Annotated in this window: 16 protein-coding genes and 2 other annotated features; of the genes, 2 read left to right on the top strand and 14 right to left on the bottom strand. The window is 48.8% G+C overall.

Going from position 1 to position 17,924, the window contains the following annotated elements:
• Nucleotide 1: 1 nt before the first annotated feature.
• The 10 genes from B3S86_RS03015 to B3S86_RS02970 all read right to left on the bottom strand — a co-directional run bounded on the left by B3S86_RS03015 (nucleotide 2) and on the right by B3S86_RS02970 (nucleotide 12,275).
• The gene (locus B3S86_RS03015; protein ID WP_290748972.1) at nucleotides 2-568 is read right to left on the bottom strand and encodes an anthranilate synthase component II; all 567 of its coding nucleotides are present in this window, start codon (nucleotides 566-568) and stop codon (nucleotides 2-4) included.
• Entirely contained in the window at nucleotides 565-1,959 is a 1,395-nt protein-coding gene (gene trpE / locus B3S86_RS03010; RefSeq protein WP_290748969.1) for an anthranilate synthase component I, read from the bottom strand. Before trpE ends, B3S86_RS03015 begins: the two co-directional genes overlap by 4 nt.
• Nucleotides 1,960-2,009: 50 nt before the next feature.
• Nucleotides 2,010-2,259, bottom strand: a binding site (T-box leader).
• 48 nt (nucleotides 2,260-2,307) lie between these two features.
• Nucleotides 2,308-2,559 (bottom strand) — a binding site (T-box leader).
• Between the two features lie 56 nt (nucleotides 2,560-2,615).
• Entirely contained in the window at nucleotides 2,616-3,884 is a 1,269-nt protein-coding gene (locus B3S86_RS03005) for a dihydrolipoamide acetyltransferase family protein (protein WP_035409065.1), read from the bottom strand.
• A gap of 14 nt (nucleotides 3,885-3,898) precedes the next feature.
• Nucleotides 3,899-4,882 carry an alpha-ketoacid dehydrogenase subunit beta gene (locus B3S86_RS03000; protein ID WP_290748965.1) on the bottom strand — a complete coding sequence of 328 codons (984 nt, stop codon included), beginning with the start codon at nucleotides 4,880-4,882 and terminating at the stop codon, nucleotides 3,899-3,901.
• Nucleotides 4,879-5,892, bottom strand: a complete 1,014-nt coding sequence (locus B3S86_RS02995) for a thiamine pyrophosphate-dependent dehydrogenase E1 component subunit alpha (protein ID WP_290748963.1) — start codon at nucleotides 5,890-5,892, stop codon at nucleotides 4,879-4,881. Before B3S86_RS02995 ends, B3S86_RS03000 begins: the two co-directional genes overlap by 4 nt.
• Nucleotides 5,893-5,905: 13 nt before the next feature.
• Nucleotides 5,906-7,327 (bottom strand): dihydrolipoyl dehydrogenase, encoded by a 1,422-nt coding sequence (gene lpdA, locus B3S86_RS02990; RefSeq protein WP_035409071.1) that lies wholly within the window; start codon nucleotides 7,325-7,327, stop codon nucleotides 5,906-5,908.
• Nucleotides 7,297-8,400, bottom strand: coding sequence for a butyrate kinase (buk, locus tag B3S86_RS02985; protein WP_290748961.1), 1,104 nt, complete (start codon nucleotides 8,398-8,400; stop codon nucleotides 7,297-7,299). The genes lpdA and buk overlap by 31 nt, the downstream gene beginning before the upstream one ends.
• 16 nt (nucleotides 8,401-8,416) lie before the next feature.
• Nucleotides 8,417-9,541 (bottom strand): Leu/Phe/Val dehydrogenase, encoded by a 1,125-nt coding sequence (locus B3S86_RS02980; protein ID WP_023467593.1) that lies wholly within the window; start codon nucleotides 9,539-9,541, stop codon nucleotides 8,417-8,419.
• A gap of 13 nt (nucleotides 9,542-9,554) precedes the next feature.
• Nucleotides 9,555-10,475: a phosphate butyryltransferase gene (yqiS, locus tag B3S86_RS02975; protein ID WP_056060232.1), complete on the bottom strand. Its 921-nt coding sequence runs from the start codon at nucleotides 10,473-10,475 to the stop codon at nucleotides 9,555-9,557.
• Nucleotides 10,476-10,619: 144 nt separating this feature from the next.
• Nucleotides 10,620-12,275 carry a sigma 54-interacting transcriptional regulator gene (locus tag B3S86_RS02970; RefSeq protein ID WP_290748957.1) on the bottom strand — a complete coding sequence of 552 codons (1,656 nt, stop codon included), beginning with the start codon at nucleotides 12,273-12,275 and terminating at the stop codon, nucleotides 10,620-10,622.
• Between the two features lie 122 nt (nucleotides 12,276-12,397).
• On the opposite strand from B3S86_RS02970, the gene B3S86_RS02965 reads away from it, so the two are divergent.
• Together B3S86_RS02965 and B3S86_RS02960 are read left to right on the top strand one after the other, a co-directional pair.
• Nucleotides 12,398-12,652: a DUF2627 family protein gene (locus tag B3S86_RS02965; protein WP_023467590.1), complete on the top strand. Its 255-nt coding sequence runs from the start codon at nucleotides 12,398-12,400 to the stop codon at nucleotides 12,650-12,652.
• A gap of 675 nt (nucleotides 12,653-13,327) precedes the next feature.
• Nucleotides 13,328-13,912 carry a dihydrofolate reductase family protein gene (locus B3S86_RS02960; protein WP_290748954.1) on the top strand — a complete coding sequence of 195 codons (585 nt, stop codon included), beginning with the start codon at nucleotides 13,328-13,330 and terminating at the stop codon, nucleotides 13,910-13,912.
• Between the two features lie 156 nt (nucleotides 13,913-14,068).
• Here the strand turns inward: B3S86_RS02960 and spo0A are convergent, their stop codons facing one another.
• The 4 genes from spo0A to B3S86_RS02940 form a co-directional block, all read right to left on the bottom strand.
• Nucleotides 14,069-14,791: a sporulation transcription factor Spo0A gene (gene spo0A / locus B3S86_RS02955; protein WP_035409083.1), complete on the bottom strand. Its 723-nt coding sequence runs from the start codon at nucleotides 14,789-14,791 to the stop codon at nucleotides 14,069-14,071.
• 3 nt (nucleotides 14,792-14,794) lie between these two features.
• Nucleotides 14,795-16,501, bottom strand: a complete 1,707-nt coding sequence (recN, locus tag B3S86_RS02950) for a DNA repair protein RecN (protein ID WP_290748949.1) — start codon at nucleotides 16,499-16,501, stop codon at nucleotides 14,795-14,797.
• Nucleotides 16,502-16,513: 12 nt separating this feature from the next.
• Nucleotides 16,514-16,963 carry a transcriptional regulator AhrC/ArgR gene (ahrC, locus tag B3S86_RS02945; RefSeq protein WP_035409088.1) on the bottom strand — a complete coding sequence of 150 codons (450 nt, stop codon included), beginning with the start codon at nucleotides 16,961-16,963 and terminating at the stop codon, nucleotides 16,514-16,516.
• Between the two features lie 154 nt (nucleotides 16,964-17,117).
• Nucleotides 17,118-17,924, bottom strand: coding sequence for a TlyA family RNA methyltransferase (locus B3S86_RS02940; RefSeq protein ID WP_290748944.1), 807 nt, complete (start codon nucleotides 17,922-17,924; stop codon nucleotides 17,118-17,120).

Here is a 17,924-nt window from a genome sequence, read left to right as displayed (position 1 = left end):
GTCACTCCTTCGTCAATTCAATGAATCGTTTAATCATCTGCTGTCCTTGTGGTGTTCCGACGGATTCAGGATGGAACTGGATTCCGAAAGTCGGATGCGTCCGGTGCTCGAGTGCCATAATCGTCCGGTCATCCGTTTCTGCTGTGATGACGAGCTCCGTCGGTAAGTCGTTTCGAGCGACGATCAGCGAATGATAGCGCATGACCTCTAACGTTCCTGTCATTTCGTCGAAGAGTTGTCCCGATTGTCGGATCATCGATGTCTTCCCGTGCATGATGACCGGTGCTTCAACGATGCGTCCTCCGAATGCTTCGCCGATTGCCTGATGTCCGAGGCAGACACCGAGAATTGGTACTTGACCCGATAATTGACGAATTAGATCGATGCAGATTCCAGCATCAGCCGGGCGACCGGGACCGGGTGAGAGGATGATACCGTCCGGTTTCATCTCGCGGAGCTCTTCGATGCTAACCGCATCGTTTCGAATGACGTGGACGGTCGTATAAACCGATGCGTATTGATATAGGTTATAGGTAAAGGAATCATAGTTATCAATCAGGACGATCATTTCCAAACCTCCAGTAGTGATTTCGCTTTGTGTAACGTCTCCTGGTACTCAAGGCGTGGAATCGAGTCGTAGACGATACCAGCCCCTGCTTGAACAGAAGCGACACCATCCTTGATGACCATCGTCCGGATAGCGAGAGCAAAATCCATATTCCCCCGAATGTCGAAATAGCCAACAGCTCCAGCGTATACTTCTCGTTTGACCTGTTCGTACTGGTCAATCAACTGCATCGCTCGAATTTTCGGAGCTCCTGTGACCGTCCCAGCCGGTAGACAAGAGACAAGTGCGTCTGCTCCAGTCTTCCCGTCTGCTAACGTCCCTTCAACGACGGAGACGAGGTGCATGACGTTCTTGAATCGTTCGATTTGCATGAAGCGTGTCACTTCGACGGTACCAATCTGACAAATCCGTCCTAAGTCGTTGCGTCCAAGATCGACGAGCATCCGGTGCTCGGCCCGTTCCTTTTCATCGTGAAGCAACTCTTCTGCTAGCCGTTCATCTTCCTCTGTCGTCTTCCCCCGGCGACGTGTGCCGGCAATCGGATTCGTCGTCACTCGATTCCCTTTGACTTGGACCAAACTTTCCGGGGAGGCCCCAAGTACGATTGCTTCGCCTAAGTCGATATAAAAGAGATAGGGACTCGGATTATCCTTACGGAGTTTTCGGTAAAATTGGAACGGGTCACCCGTAAACGTCGCATCGAGTCGTTGCGAAAGAACCAGTTGGAAGACGTCGCCTTGCCGAATATGTCTCTTCGCTTGTTCGACGAGTCCTTCAAACGTCTCTTGATCCATCAACGGTTCATAAACGACATCCCGGAGTGGACGCTCGATGTCTGTTCGCTCTCGCGATTGTTCGAGTTGCGCTTTCCGATCTACTAGACGTTGACGTAATTCATCACGATCGGTGATGCCACCAAGTGACGTTTGAATTAAATGAACACGATGTTCGAGATGATCAAACAGGATGATTTGGTCGTAGACGGCGAGTAGCGCGTCCGGTAGTTGGCGCGTTCGTTCCGGAATCGCTCTGAGTGTCTCATACGCCCGCATCATATCGTAACCGACATATCCGATCCCGCCTGCTAAAAACGGAAGATCTTCTTCGACGCCCTCCCGGAGGATCAACTGTTGCATCAGTCGTACTGAATCACCTGTTTCTTGTGTCAATCGACCTGTCTTCAACTGTTCCCGTGTCACGGTTCGTCCTTCTGCGCGGATCATTTCCACCGGATCGACACCGATGATCGAATACCGTCCATGATCCGTATGGGCAGAGCTTTCAAGTAAACATTTCTGTGTTCCACTCAGTTGTTGGAAAATCATGATCGGCGTCATCTCGTCGCCGTTTAGTTCAAGTTGTTCAATGATAAGTGTGTCTGTCTGAACCATCTCTGTTCGCCTCCTGGAATAAAAAAAGTCCTCCACACAGCATATGCTGCATGGAGGACGATGATCTCGCGGTGCCACCTCTCGATTGGAACGGTTCGATCGTTCCCACTCTGTCTGATGCGTCTAAATAAGAGACATCATAGCCTACGATAACGGGGGCATCCGTCGTGACCTACTTCTTCGTTCAGCCACGCTCTCATGAGACCATTCACGAAACCTCGCCGTACGGAAGTCGCACCATTCTTCCGCTCTCTGAAACGCCGATGTTGCCTCGCTACTTAACTCACTCTACGATTTATTCGATTCAATTGTATACGAAAAGGGTCTTCTCGCCCATTCATGTAGAACATGAAGGACGGGAAGACCCGCGGTACCACCTTCGTTGACGATGCTGACATCGTCCCCTTTGAAACGAACCGGACCATTGTCCTGATTCGTCGACCCCAATAACGGGAGGAACCCGTCAGAGCCTACTACCCACTTAAAGGATTCGGTCTGAAGCTCGGAAGGCCATTCGCTTGTTACCCGATACTGATTCACACCACCCATCAGCTCTCTTAAATCGTTTCACAAGTTACTTCTCTTCGTCTTTGCTATCGTGTGTTGAATTGTTTCTTATATTACGATGCTTCTACTTCCCTGTCAACTGGAAAATCTCAGTATAAGGAAAGTTGGTTTGGATCGATGGATTCGAGCGCTTGTTTGACAGTTTGTAGGAACTGTCCGGCGACGAGTCCGTCGAGCACCCGGTGATCGATCGACATACAGAGGTTGACCATGTCGCGTGCTGCGAACATGCCGTTCACCCAAACTGGACGTTTGACGATTGATTCAACGGATAGAATCGCTGCTTGCGGGAAGTTAAGGATCGGTGCTGATTGGATTGAACCGAATGAGCCCGTATTGTTGACCGTAAACGTCCCGCCCTGCATCTCTGCAGACGACAACGTGCCGGCTTGTGCCCGTTTCCCGAAGTCATCAATCGCGCGTGCGATCCCCTTGATGCTTAGTTCATCTGCATTCTTGACGACTGGTACGAACAGAGCGTCCTGCGTTGCAACAGCAAGTGATAGATTGATCGCTTTCTTTTGAATGATCTTATCTCCCGCCCATGTCGAGTTCATGATTGGATGTTTCTTCAATCCTTCGACCGTCGCCTTCATGAAGAATGGTAAGAACGTCAATTTGACCCCTTCTTGTTTGAAGAACGCATCTTTATGACGATTACGTGCTTCGACCAAGTTCGTGACATCGACTTCGATCATCAACCAGGCATGTGGCGCTTCGTGTTTCGCGCGTACCATGTTCGAAGCGATTGCTTGACGCACACCGGCAGTCGGAATCTCGATGTCGCCCGTTTCAGTCGCTTGTGGTGCGCTGACCGGACGTTTTGGTGCGGATGGTGCTTCTGTTGGAGGCGCTACCGGAGCCGTTTTCGCTTCCGGTTTTGGTTCAGTTGTTTGTGGTGTAGGAATAGCACCGGACTCAATCAGTTTCAACAAATCTTTCCGAGTAATCCGCCCGCCGGCTCCTGTACCCGTCACTTGTTCGAGATCGATGCCATGCTCACCCGATAGTTTCAAGACTGCTGGTGAATAGCGCTTTTTCATCGAAGTATCAGCCGTCGTTGTCTCTTCGACAGCCGGGACTTCTTGTTCAGTCGCAGCAACTTCCGTTGATCCCCCGTTGACTTGCATCGTGACGATTGCGTCACCGACTTGCAACGTATCGCCTTCTTCTGCAAGAAGTTTTTCGATCACACCATCAAACGAAGACGGGACTTCTGCCGTTACTTTATCAGTAATGACTTCTGCAATCGGATCATATTTTTTAACAGTGTCACCTGGTTTGACCAGCCACATCGAAATCGTTCCTTCAGTAACACTTTCCCCGAGTTGTGGCATCGTAAGTGTTTCAGTCTTCATCGGTCAGTTCCCCCTTAGTATGCGTGTAACGTCCGGATTTTATCTTCAATTTTCTCACTTGAGATGTTGAAGAACTTCTCCATCGTCGGAGCGTATGGCATCGCTGGTACGTCTGGACCACAGAGTCGTTCGATTGGTGCATCAAGATCGAACAAGGCTTCTTCTGCAATGATCGCCGATACTTCACTCATGACGCTACCTTCTTTATTATCTTCCGTGACGAGCAAGACTTTCCCCGTCTTTTTCGCTGCTTCGATGACTGCTTCGCGGTCGATTGGATAAACAGTCCGCAAGTCAAGGATGTGAACATCGATTCCGTCTTTTTCAAGGCGTGTTGCTGCCTCAAGTGCCATATGAACACATAGCCCATAAGTGATGATCGTCACGTCTTCGCCCTCACGCTTGACGTCTGCTTTACCGATTTCGACCGTATAGTCGCCTTCAGGAACATCCCCTTTTAACAGACGATAGCCCCGTTTATGCTCAAAGAACAAGACCGGATCATTCGAACGAATCGCTGCCTTTAGCAATCCTTTTGCGTCATATGGATTCGATGGGATGACAATCTTCAGACCAGGCGTCGAGTTGAACATCGCTTCGACCGACTGAGAATGATAAAGTGCCCCGTGAATACCGCCGCCGAACGGTGCGCGGATGACGATCGGACACGTCCAGTCATTGTTCGAACGGTACCGAATCTTCGCTGCTTCACTGACGATTTGGTTGACCGCTGGCATGATGAAGTCAGCGAATTGCATTTCAGCAATCGGACGCATGCCGTACATCGCAGCTCCAATTCCGACACCGGCAATCGCACTCTCAGCGAGCGGTGCATCGATGACACGTTCTTCTCCGAATTGTTCGAGCAATCCTTGGGTCGCCCGGAAGACACCACCACGGACACCAACGTCTTCGCCGAGGATGAAGACGGACTCGTCGCGTTCCATTTCTTCTTTGATTGCACTATTGATCGCTTCGATTAAACTTAACGTCGTCATTTCGTTTCCTCCTCGTCGTACACGTAACGTAATGCATTTTCTGGTGCATCGTAAGCCGCTACTTCCGCATAAGCCGTTGCTTCATCGACTTCTTTCTCCATCGCTTGTTCGATTTCAGTCGCTGTTTCTTCCGTCAAGACACCCATTTCAATCAGACGCGCACGGAAGAGTTTGATGCCGTCACGTGCTTTTAAGGCATCGAGTTCTTCAGCAGAACGGTATGATTTATCGTCATCATCCGATGAATGTGGCACGAGGCGTTCGACTTCAACTTCAATCAAGGTCGGACCTTCTCCCCGTAATCCGCGCTCACGCGCTTCCTTGACGACCTTATAGACAGCGAGTGGATCGATGCCGTCTACCGTATAACCAGGCATTCCGTAGCCGATCGCACGATCAGCGACGTGTTTCGCTGACAGCTGTTTCGAGAGAGGTGTCGAGATCGCGTATTTATTGTTTTCACAGAACAAGATGACCGGGAGCTTATGAATTCCGGCGAAGTTCGCTCCTTCATGGAAGTCTCCTTGGTTTGAAGAGCCTTCTCCGAACGAGACGTAAGCAACGAGTGGTTCCTTACGCATCTTCGCAGCAAGTGCGATCCCGACAGCATGCGGGACTTGTGTTGTGACCGGACTTGAACCCGTGACGATGTTCAAGGCACGTGAACCGTAGTGTCCTGGCATTTGACGACCACCTGAGTTCGGATCTTCTGCCTTTGCGAATGCCGACAGCATGATATCGCGTGACGTTTGACCGAAGTGCAAGACGACACCTAAATCACGGTAATACGGCAAAATGTAATCTGTTCCTTTTTCGAGTGCGAACGCTGCACCGACTTGAGCCGCTTCTTGTCCTTGACACGAGACGAGGAAGGGAATTTTACCTGCTCGGTTCAACTTCCACATCCGTTCATCGATTTTCCGCGCACGGACCATCGTTTCGAACATGTGAATCGCGTCTTGTTCCGTTAATCCGAGTTCTACCAATTCTTTGAATTCTATCTTTTCCATCCGTAATTCCTCCTTAGGCGTGAACCGCAAGTCCGTCGACTGCAAGTGCTGCTTCTCCAAATGCTTCTGATAAGGCCGGGTGCGGATGCACGAGCTGTCCAACTTCCCATGCCGTTGCATTGAGTACGAGCGCTAACCCACCTTCACTAATCAGTTCCGTTGCTTTTGGTCCGACGATGTGAACGCCGACGAGATCATCTGTCTTTGCATCCGAGACGAGCTTGATGAAGCCTGCTGCTTCTCCTTCAATCCGCGCTTTTCCTAACCCATTGAACGAGAAGCTCCCGACCTTAACGTCCATTCCGGCACGTTTCGCTTCGTCTTCCGTTAAACCGACCGATGCCGCTTCCGGTACGCTGTAGATACAACGTGGTACGAACGCATATTCAAGTGGTGTCGTCGTTCCGTTTACGATCGCCTCGACTGCTTTGACGCCTTCTGCTGACGCGACGTGCGCGAGTTGCAAGCGACCGATGACATCGCCGATTGCATAGATATGTTGATCCTTCGTCCGGAAATGGTCATCCACTTGAATGAAGCCATTTTCGACGACGATATTTGTGTTTTCGATTCCGATACCTTCGACATTCGCCATCCGACCGATGGCGACGAGCAACTTATCCGCTTCAAGCGTCGTCTGTTCTCCGTTACGGTCGATCGCGATCGATACGCCGTCTTCTGACATACGGAACGTATCACTTTGTGCAGCTGCGCCCGTATGAATCTTGACGCCCCGCTTTTTTAGTTGGCGGGCGACTTCACGACTGACTGCCGCATCTTCTGTCGGTAAAATCCGGTCGCTGAATTCAACGACCGTTACTGCGACGTCAAAATCCGTCAACATCGATGCCCATTCGACACCGATGACGCCGCCACCGATGATGACGATTGATTTTGGCAAATCTGCCATATCGAGCGCATCATCCGAACTGAGGACATACTCTGAATCAAAAGCAAGACCGTTCAGTGGACGTGGACGTGATCCTGTCGCGACGATCAATTGGCGTGGAAGAATCAACTCGCCTTCGCCTTCTTCCGGCTCGACACTGATTGTTCCGGGCATCGGTGAAAAGATACTTGGTCCAAGAATCGAACCCCGACCATGAAAGACTTCAATCTTTCCTTTTTTCATCAGGTGCTGAATGCCTGCCTCTAATCCATCTACGATCTCTTGTTTGCGTTGTTTGACCTGTTCGAATCGTAAAAACGATTCCGGGACGTCCACGCCATATGTAGTAGCGTGTTTGACCGTCTGATAGACTGCTGCTGATTTCAAAAAGGCTTTAGAGGGGATGCAGCCACGATGTAAGCATGTCCCGCCTAATTTTCCTTGTTCTACGATTGCTACCGACTTCCCGGCTTGTGCTGCACGAATCGCGGCGACATATCCACCGGGTCCTCCACCTAGGACAACGACGTCGAATTCTCTAGCCATGTTGGTTCGCCTCCATATTCCTTAACTTCCTCTTCCCCACGTAAGACACGCAACACTCCTTCTGCGAGCGCCTGCAACTCATCTTCACCAGGACTACGCACGACTTGACCAAGGTGGGCGACGCGTTCTTCGATCATACGCGTCAACCGATCACTATAAGCAAGTCCGCCTGTTAGAATGATCGCGTCGATCTGACCGAACAAGACAGCACTTTGACCAGCGATTTCTTTCGCGATCCGGTACGCCATCGCTTCATATAACAATGCCGCTTTTTCATCGCCTTCTTCAATCCGGCTCTCGATCTCAACCGCGTCAAACGTACCTAAGTGCGCAACAAGTCCGCCTGACCCAACGACCAGACGCTTCATCTCTTCAAGTTTATACTTGGTACTATAACATAGTTCTACTAGTTGACCAACAGGTAGCGATCCGCTTCGTTCTGGCGAAAACGGTCCTTCTCCATCGAGTCCATTGTTGACATCGATAACACGCCCTTCATGGTGTACGCCGACTGTAATGCCGCCACCCATGTGTGCAATGATCAGGCGCAGTTCCTCGTATGGACGTCCGATTTCCTTAGCGTACCGTTTCGCAACAGCTTTCTGATTCAAGGCATGGAAAATACTTTTTCGTTCAAGTTCAGGTAAGCCTGTAATACGCGCAATCGGTTCTAGTTCGTCAACGACGACCGGATCAACGATGAATGATGGGATGTCGAGTGTCCGAGCAATCTCATCCGCAAGGAGTCCACCGAGGTTCGATGCATGAACGCCAAAAATACCGCTGAGTAAGTCTTCTCGCATTTCTCTGTTGACCGCATACGTACCGCTGACAAGCGGTCGGAGTAACCCACCACGCCCAACGACTGCAGTAAGCGCTCTCAAATCAATCTGCTCTTCAGCTAACACTTCGAGTACTACATGACGACGCATCTCCAGCTGCGCTGGAAGCGGTCCTCTGACCGCTTCCGCTGGATGGCGTAACGTCTTCGTGAACACCGGGTTTGATCCTTCGAAGATACCGATCTTCGTCGAAGTCGAACCGGGATTGATCGTCAAAATACGTTCGCTCATGGATATCCTCCTCTGATCAGCCGCGTGATCCTAGAATGTTTTTATCACGACGTAAGAATTGGCTGCGGGCACTACGCATTGTTGCGATACGCTCTTCTGCCATTTTCTCAGCAGCACGATATGTCGGTAAATGATCGCGTTTTGCGATCTCGAATACTTTTGTGACCGCGTCGTAGACGAGTTCAACTTTTTTCATGGCACGATCACGGTTGTATCCGTCGAGTTCATCGGCAACGTTGATGACACCACCCGCATTGATGACGAAGTCTGGTACGTATAAGATATCGCGTTCTTCGAGCATGTCACCGTGACGGTCTTCTTTAAGTTGGTTATTTGCCGCACCAGCGATGATTTTGACTTTCAATTGTGGAATCGTCTCGTCGTTTAATGTCGCACCGAGGGCACATGGCGCAAAGATGTCCGCTTCGACGCTATAAATGTCTTCTGGTGCGACGATCAAGGCACCGAATGCTTCTTCTGCACGTTGAAGTGCTTCTTGGTTGATGTCCGTGACGATCAACTTTGCACCTTCTTCATGCAAATGACGGCATAGATTGAAGGCAACGTTACCAACTCCTTGGATCGCAATCGTTTTGCCACCAAGTGAATCTGTTCCGTACACTTCTTTTGCCGCTGCTTTCATACCACGGTAGACTCCGTATGCCGTAACTGGTGATGGGTTACCACTTGATCCGAATGCTGGGCTGACACCAGTGACGAAATCTGTCTCCATATGGATATAATCCATGTCTGCAACCGTTGTATTGACATCTTCTGCTGTAATATAACGACCGTTCAGTGACTGGACGTAACGTCCGAATGCCCGGAAGAGTGCTTCTGATTTTTGTGTCTTCGCATCGCCGATGATGACAGCTTTGCCACCACCAAGGTTCAAACCAGCGGCTGCATTCTTATACGTCATCCCTTTTGATAAACGGAGCGCATCAATCAATGCCTCTTCATCAGATGCATAATTCCACATACGAAGTCCACCGAGTGCCGGTCCGAGTGTCGTGTCATGAATCGCGATGATTGCTTTTAATCCAGATACTTTATCGTGGCAAAAAACAACTTGTTCGTAATCTTCCATCTCCATTGTTTCAAAGATACTGAAGCGTGATTCTACATTTGTTTCGACCATTTTAAGTTCCTCCTCAGATTGTTTGTTTTACTTTTTTCGTCTGTTGAGCATTTAATAGCGCAAAGGCTAGTGAGTACATTTTTGCTTCTGCTGTATCGGCGCGGCTTGTCAATACAACTGGAGCCCGCGCTCCGACGAGAATCGCCGCCACCGAGGCATGTGCGAAATACATGAGCGATTTGTAGATAACGTTCCCAACTTCGATTTGCGGAACGACGAGTAAATCCGCCTGCCCTGCTACGTCTCCCGTCAAGCCTTTTTGCTGGGCAGCGACGAGATTCACGGCATTGTCGAGCGCAAGTGGTCCGTCTACAAGGCAATCCTTGATTTGACCACGTCGGTTCATTTGCGTCAGTAGGGCAGCGTCTATCGTTGCCTGCATCGTCGGATTGACGACTTCGACGGCTGCTAAGACTGCGACTTTCGGTAATCCGTATCCAAGCGCTCGTAAGGCGGAGACACCGTTTTCGATAATTTTTACCTTATCTTCGAGTGACGGTTGGATATGAATCGCTGCATCGGTCAATCCGATCGCTGATTCACGCCCTGGCACTTCGAACAACGCGACATGCGACAGGACATTTCCAGAACGCAGACCCGTTTCTTTGTTCAAGACAGCTTTCATGAACATCGCTGTCGGAACAAGACCTTTCATCAAGACACTCGCATCCCCTTTGCGAACGGCATGAGCGGCACGCTCTGCCGCTTCTTGCGATGTAGAGGTGTGGGTGATCACGAACTGCGACTCTCGTAATGTCCGTTTTTGAATCATCTGCTGAATCCGTGTCGCATCCCCGAACAAATGAAAACGCGCTAAATCGTTTTCAATTGCTAATGCGACAGCATCCATCACTTCTTCGTCATCCGCAGCTGCAATCGCAACGACGGAATCTTCGAGTCGAGCTGCCTGCTCGACCATTTCACTGAATCTCACTGTATTCCCCCCTTACCTGTCATACATAAATATTAATAGCAATTTTCGTGCCAATTCAAAAGAGACGGTAGGATAAGCAAGAACGTCTTTAATTTTGCACGCTTTTGCATTTTTTGCAATATATTGCACGCAAAAATTTGCGCTTCATGAATAAATGTTAAATCGTTCCACTTTGTAATAAAGTGCCCGGAGAGAAATCCCAAGTTGTTTTGCGGCTTCTGTTTTGTTGCCATTAAAAGCAGTAAGCGCTTCCCGGATCAATCGTTCTTCGACGTGAGACATCTCGTCGGATAAATGTTTGATTTCCTTTTTCTGTCTCGTCGTGACTTTTGTTGTTTGTGGCACGACAAGTTGAAGATGTCCTTTTCGTAAGACCGTTTCTGTTTTATCCGTAAAAATCAATGCGCGACCGATGACATTTTCAAGCTCGCGGACATTTCCTTTCCACGGTTGCTTCTTCATTGCTTCGAGTACATCATCCGAGATCCGTCCGACCGATCGTCCATAACTTTGATTCAATTTGCGGAGTAGGTGTAAGGTTAACGGTGCGATATCATCCGGTCTCTCACGTAGTGCCGGTATGTGAATCGGTAAACGATTAATCCGGTAGTAGAGATCCTCTCGGAACTCATTCATGATGATTTTTTGCTCTAGATTCGCATTCGTCGCCGCGATGATCCGGACATCGACTGGAATCGCATTCGTGCCACCGACACGGACGACTTCATTCTCCTGTAGCACCCGTAACAGTTTGGCTTGGACGTCGAGTGGCAATTCGCCGATCTCATCTAAAAACAGCGACCCTCCGTGTGCTTCTTCGAAATATCCCCGTTTCCCGCCGCGCCGCGCTCCTGAGAACGCGCCTTCCTCGTACCCGAATAGTTCACTTTCGAGTAACGTCGGTGCAATCGCCGCACAGTTGACGCGGACGAATTGTTCATATTTGCGTTCGCTCGCTGCATGGATCGCATGTGCGAACAGTTCTTTACCGGTTCCGGATTCACCGCGAATCAAGACGTTGACTGGCATCGTTGCCGCAAGCTTCGCTTGATCGACGACGAAGCGCATTGCTTCACTCTCGGCGATGATATCATCGAATGTATATTTAGCTTCGAGTGTCCGGATTTTTTGTCGCGCTGCCTTTAATTCTTTTGCTAGAGCCTTCATTTCCGAAATATCTCGAATGACCCCAACGGAACCGCGGACTTGTCCATCGACGATGACAGGTGCTGCGTTGACGATGATATCGCGTTGATCTTGTCCGATCTTCATACGAACATCTCGCACGTTCTCGCCTGTATTCAAGACTTTCAAATGAACGGATTCTTGCATCCCGATATCGGCGCTAGCCGGTTTTCCGACGACATCTCGTTCTGTGAAACCGGTCATTCGCGTATACGCCGGATTGATCAGCATCGTCTGTCCGTCTTGATCGGCGACGGAAATCGCTTCGCTCGTACAATGAATGATTGCTTCGAGCATTTTCTCTTTTTCAGTCAGACGCTCAAGTAACACTCTGACGAATTCACCCGGTAAGACCGCCGCTCCCGGAAAATCATGGATTAATTGTTCGAGTACGCCACTTTCTCCCGTAGCGTCAATGATGAAATCGACGTCTGCTCCTTCGAATGCTGACCAGTTCGTTTCGATCCGAATGTCTGCGCGCCGTGCAAGCGCTACCCCAGGCGCCTCCATGTTTGGATCAACAAGACCGATGACCGTTAATAGTGGTGAACGTTGAAATGCGTGCAAGACCTCTGTTCCCCCTTGACCTGCTCCGACGACGAGTAGATGATGCATATAAATTCCCCCTTTGAAACTGCTTACATTTCTATCCTACTCGGAATAAAAAAGGGAAGCAAACCCGATTCGCAGAACGGTCGATTTTTTGATACAATACGCTTGGAAAGGAGTGGCGTCCTATGCGTATCATTGGTTTGCTCTCATTATTAATCCCCGGCATCATCGGCGCGATTGGTATTAAGCTCATGCGCGACAGTGTCTTTCTAATTGCGCAAGTGCCGTTTAAATACTTAGGCGATGCGGCTTACGTATATGTATTGCAAGGTCTCGTTGGGTTGATTCTTGCGATGGGTGGTATTGGATTTGTCGCAGGATATGTCTTTTATCGCGATCGAAAACGTGGAAAAGTCTCCGACCGCTATCAAAAAAAATAAACACAGAAAAAGGTCCCCATCTCTTGAACTCATTTCAAGCGCGGGACCTTTTACTCGTATAAAATTGGTTTCACTTACGGATGAACTCCTCTCATAGTTAGAACTATTCGTGTACTCCAAAACCTTAGGTGTTCCTCTTAATGAAGAGGTGGAAAGAAATCAGATCTGGCTATCGAGCTAACGATAGAATGGTATTTCAGTTCCATCATCTGACTGTACTCGGGACCTAGGTGGAGCGTAATGTCATCCGCTTGAAGCAGTCAAACATTCGGTTGCTAACAATCACTGCTAGACAACACTCCTTTTCACGAACTGTACTTTTCATTTTAGACGATCCGTTACCTTCCACTTTTCCCTAGCTTCGAAATCATGGAAGCTCCCATTCATTCGAGATTTCCCATCTAGAATGAACAAGATACCTTGGTACGACTTCTACCAAGAGAATGTCGTCCGGCATTCTTGAGCCATTTACAGTTGGCGTTCTGAGATGATATTCATCAACGGGATTTCCGGAGTCCTCGCCGACTCGACGTTCATCTGACGTCTTGCCAAATCATTTGGTACCTTTATTATAACAAACATTTCAGTTTATGCAATATTTATTTGCAAACGCTTTTATTTTTTTTGACCTCTACGGTATGCTGTAGAAAGAGTGCATTCGAAAGGAGATCTTGTATGCGAAAAATCATCGCATTCGAACATCTATCTTTAGATGGTGTCGTTCAAGCACCGAGTGGAAAGGAGGAGGATGTAAGCAACGATTTCGAACATGGTGGCTGGACCGTTCCTTTTCAACATCCTGAGATCGGTCAAGTCATTCGCGGATGGATGCATGAGGACTGCTCTCTGTTGCTCGGTCGTGCGACTTACGAACAATGGGCAAGTTATTGGCCACTCCACTCAGATGTCTGGCCGATTGCCGATCATGCCATGAAGTATGTCGCCACGCGTCATGCACTACCTGTCCTTTGGCAGCCGACAACTTGTTTGAAGCATCCGACTTCTGAACTAAAGATTTTGAAACAACAGGATGGCCCACCGTTTCATATCTGGGGCAGTAGTGAACTCGTTCATACACTTTATCAAGCGGATTTGATCGATGAGCTTCGCTTGATCCATTATCCTGTCATCATCGGTTCCGGTAAGCGTCTCTTTCCCGATCAAAGAATGGTTCCCCTCACTTGGAACGTCATGGAACAACACACGTTTGATAACGGAGTGTCAATCATTCGCTATGAACGAAATAAGAATCAAATATAAACCGTTATCGTTTAGATTCTGCCTTTTACCAGAAAGAAAGAGGAAAGAAGCGTAGCGATTCGAGATGGACAAAAAAAGTGCAATCTTTCTCGTCAAGAGAAAAACTGCACTTTATCTTCAGTCTGGCGCCTTTTATGAATTAGACGGTATATGGCTTCAACCGGATTGTTCTTGATTCATATGACTCGATACATACGAGATGAATTCCGAGTTCTTTGGACTCTTCTCTTGTTCGATCCGACCGTTAAACAACTCGTGTTGCTGCATTCCTTCGTTCCAGGCGGACTTGATGGCATGACGCATCGCTCGTTCGACGCGAGAAGCTGTTGTTTGATGTTTTTTCGCAATCGTCGGATAGAGTTCCTTTGTGATCAATCCGAGTAGATCTTCCCGTTCAAGCACCATTAAGACAGCGTCTTTTAAATACGTAAACCCTTTGATATGCGGAGCGATCCCCACTTCTCGAAGCGTCGAGCCGACTTTTAGATCAATCGTTTCGATCGCCGGAGCTTGTCCTTGATTCGTCACGAGACGAATTTTTTGAACGAGCTGATCCATGCTGAACGGTTTAAGTAAGAAGTATGATGCTCCAAGGGTGACCGCCTGTTGTGAGACCTCGTCCTTACCGAAAGCACTCAACATGATGACAGCAGGATTCTTCTTTTTCTTCATCAATTCTTCGAGCACACCAAGCCCATCTAAATGAGGCATGATGATGTCGAGGAGCAATACATCCACCTCATGTTCTTTCATGCGTTCGAGACAACTCTCGCCATTGTAGGCGACGCAAACGACTTCCATGTCTTCTTGCGCAGAGATATGCTGGCGAATCAGTTCGACCATTTCGCGATTATCATCTGCTATCCCGACTTTAATCAATCCTTACACCCCATTTTTAAGCGATTCTTTCATCGTCTTCGCCTGATCCATCAATTCCTCGGCATGCCGTAATGTCAAATCCGTCATATGGGCACCGGAAATCATCCGTCCAAGTTCGTTCCCTCGATCTGCTTGAGACAAGACGTTGACTTGGGTCGTCGTACGATCCGTCTCCTCAATCTTTCGAATATAGAGATGTTGATCCGCCATCGAAGCGACTTGTGGTAAGTGCGTAATACAAAGCACTTGTCCGTCTACCGACAAACGATAGATTTTTTCAGCCATCGCTTGTGCAACACGACCCGAGACACCCGTATCGACTTCATCGAATATGATTGAGGCGACTCCGACCGAGCGCGAGAAGATCGACTTCAGTCCGAGCATGATACGAGATAATTCCCCGCCCGACGCAACTTTTCCGAGCGACTTGAATGGCTCACCCGCATTCGTCATGATGAAGAATTCCACATGATCGATCCCGTTCTTGCGTAGCATCGGTGTCTTTCCGTCTTGAAGAAAACGAATTTCAAACCGCGCCTTCTCCATGTAAAGCTCACGCAACTCCAAATGAATCGCTTCACTTAATTGAACTGCCGCTTTGCGACGCTGTTGTGAGAGTCGACCTCCAATTTCAAACAATTCGCTTTCGAGCTGTTCGACTTCGATTTTTAAGCGTTCAATTCGTTCATCTCGATTTGTCATCGTATCGAGTTCAATCCGAATTTTCTCACCGTAAGCGATGACTTCCTCAATCGTCGCCCCGTATTTTCGTTTCAGCTGTTGGAAGACGGACAAACGTTGTTCGATCTCATCGAGTCGATTGGAATCGAACTCAAGTGTTTCGAGTTGATCTCGAATGGCATAACCGACTTCTTCTAGTCCATAAAAGGCGCTTGCGATCGCGTCACTTTGCTGAGAAAACTGTTCGTCGATGCTTGATGCTTGTTGTAGTTCACGCATCGCGTCTCCAACGGAATCGATGCCGCGCATCTCATCGTGTAAGGCGTCATAGGCTGTCTTCAACGACGCATATAACTTCTCGAAGTTCGCAAGACGATTCCGCTCGACGAGTAACTCATCTTCCTCATGTGCTCGAAGTTTTGCGCCCTCGATTTCTTCGGTCTGAAACGATAACAAGTCGATCCGTTGGGCGAGTTCTTGCTCGCTTTGTGCGAGCGATTGTAGCGCCGTCCGTTTTTCTTCATACGTTTGATAACCGGACTGATAGGCTTGAAGGAGTGGCGCGATCGCCTCTTGCGCGAAGTCATCGAGAATCGCTTGATGGTACGTACTGTCCATTAAATGCTGATGTTCATGTTGCCCGTGCATATCGACGAGGACACGTCCGAACTCACGTAAAATCGTCAGTGTGACCAGCTTATTGTTGACGCGACAGACACTTTTTCCTGTCGCGAACAGATCACGTCGCAAGATGATCAATCCGTCTTCGATATCGATGCCATACTCTTCTGCAAGATCATAGACGAGATGGTCGTCTTCAATCAGAAACAATCCTTCTAGTTCCGCCCGATCTTCCCCGTATCGAACGAATTCCGCGGATCCACGTCCACCAATTAATAATCCGATCGCATCGAGAACGATCGATTTACCGGCACCTGTTTCCCCAGTCAAGACGGTCATTCCTTTTTTAAAGTCGATCTGTAGCTCGTCAATGATCGCAAATTGTTTGATCGATAATTCAGCTAGCATCCTGTCAACTCCTTACAGCATTTCTAAAATTCGTTCCGTCACTTCTTTCGCTTGTCCCTCACTTCGTGCAATCAATAGGATCGTATCGTCCCCACACACCGTTCCAAGCAGTTCGCTCCAGCTCAAATGGTCTAGTAAGACAGCGACTGCATTCGCATTTCCCGGCAGGACGTGCATGACAATCAGATTTTGAGCAGAATCAATCGAGATGAAGCTATCTCCGAGCAGACGCCGCAATTTCCCGAGTGGGTTGAAGCGTTGGTCGGCGGGTAAGCTATATTTATAACGTCCATCATTCAACGGGACCTTCACGAGATGGAGTTCCTTGATATCTCGTGATACCGTTGCCTGTGTCACCTTATATCCTGCATTCCGTAATTCCTCTACCAATTCATCCTGGGTTTCTACTTCTGATTGGGTGATGATCTCCCGAATCTTAATCAACCGTTGCCCCTTTGTCATTCCTGCACCTCACAGTATTCTTCGATGTTACTATTGTAATCCAATAAATCATCAAAAGTCCACGTTTCCCATTTTATTATCCGGTTTTCATCGTGCCACACAACAAGGAAGACGGACCCATGAACCGGATCCGTCTTCGTTATCATCTGTTCGTTTAAAGACTAGCATGCGCTAGCTTGACCGTCTCCGTCGCATGAACGGACGGATCAAGCCCTGGTTGACCAAGGCGTGCATGCAACAAGAACTCAATGTTGCCCTCTCCACCGGTAATCGGAGAATAGTCGAGCTGCTTGACATAGAACCCTTGTTGAATGAAGAATTCGATCATCTCATCGAGAACTCGGACATGAATCCGCTCGTCACGCACGATGCCTTTTTTACCGATATCCTCACGACCTGCTTCGAATTGCGGTTTGACGAGCGCCATGACGTCTCCTCCTTCAACGAGGATCATCTTCAATGGCGGAAGCATCAAACGTAATGAAATGAACGAGACATCGATCGTCGCAAACTGCGGCGCGACAGGGAACATGTCTGGTGTCGCATGCCGGAAGTTCGTTTTTTCCATCACCGTCACGCGGTCATCCGAGCGAAGCTTCCAGTCCAGCTGATTGGAACCGACATCAAGTGCATACATATGTGCTGCTCCATTTTGTAAGGAGCAGTCGGTAAAACCACCTGTCGACGATCCGATATCGAGACCTGTTTTACCCGTGACATCAAAATCGAATACTTGAAGTGCCTTTTCCATCTTAAAGCCACCACGCCCCACGTAAGGCATCAACTGACCTTTAACGTGCAACTCGATATCGGACTTGACCTTTTCACCGGCCTTCTCCAATCGTTCCGTGCCACTAAAGACGAGTCCAGCCATGATCGACCGTTTCGCTTTTTCACGCGTTTCAAACAAACCGCGCTCGACGAGAAGAACGTCGAGGCGGATTTTCTTTACATTTTCCAT

This window comes from Exiguobacterium sp. UBA3968, from assembly GCF_002385115.1.
Taxonomy (GTDB): domain Bacteria; phylum Bacillota; class Bacilli; order Exiguobacteriales; family Exiguobacteriaceae; genus Exiguobacterium_A.
Note: the sequence above shows the minus strand (reverse complement) of the source record. Positions and strands in the feature narration are given on the sequence as shown.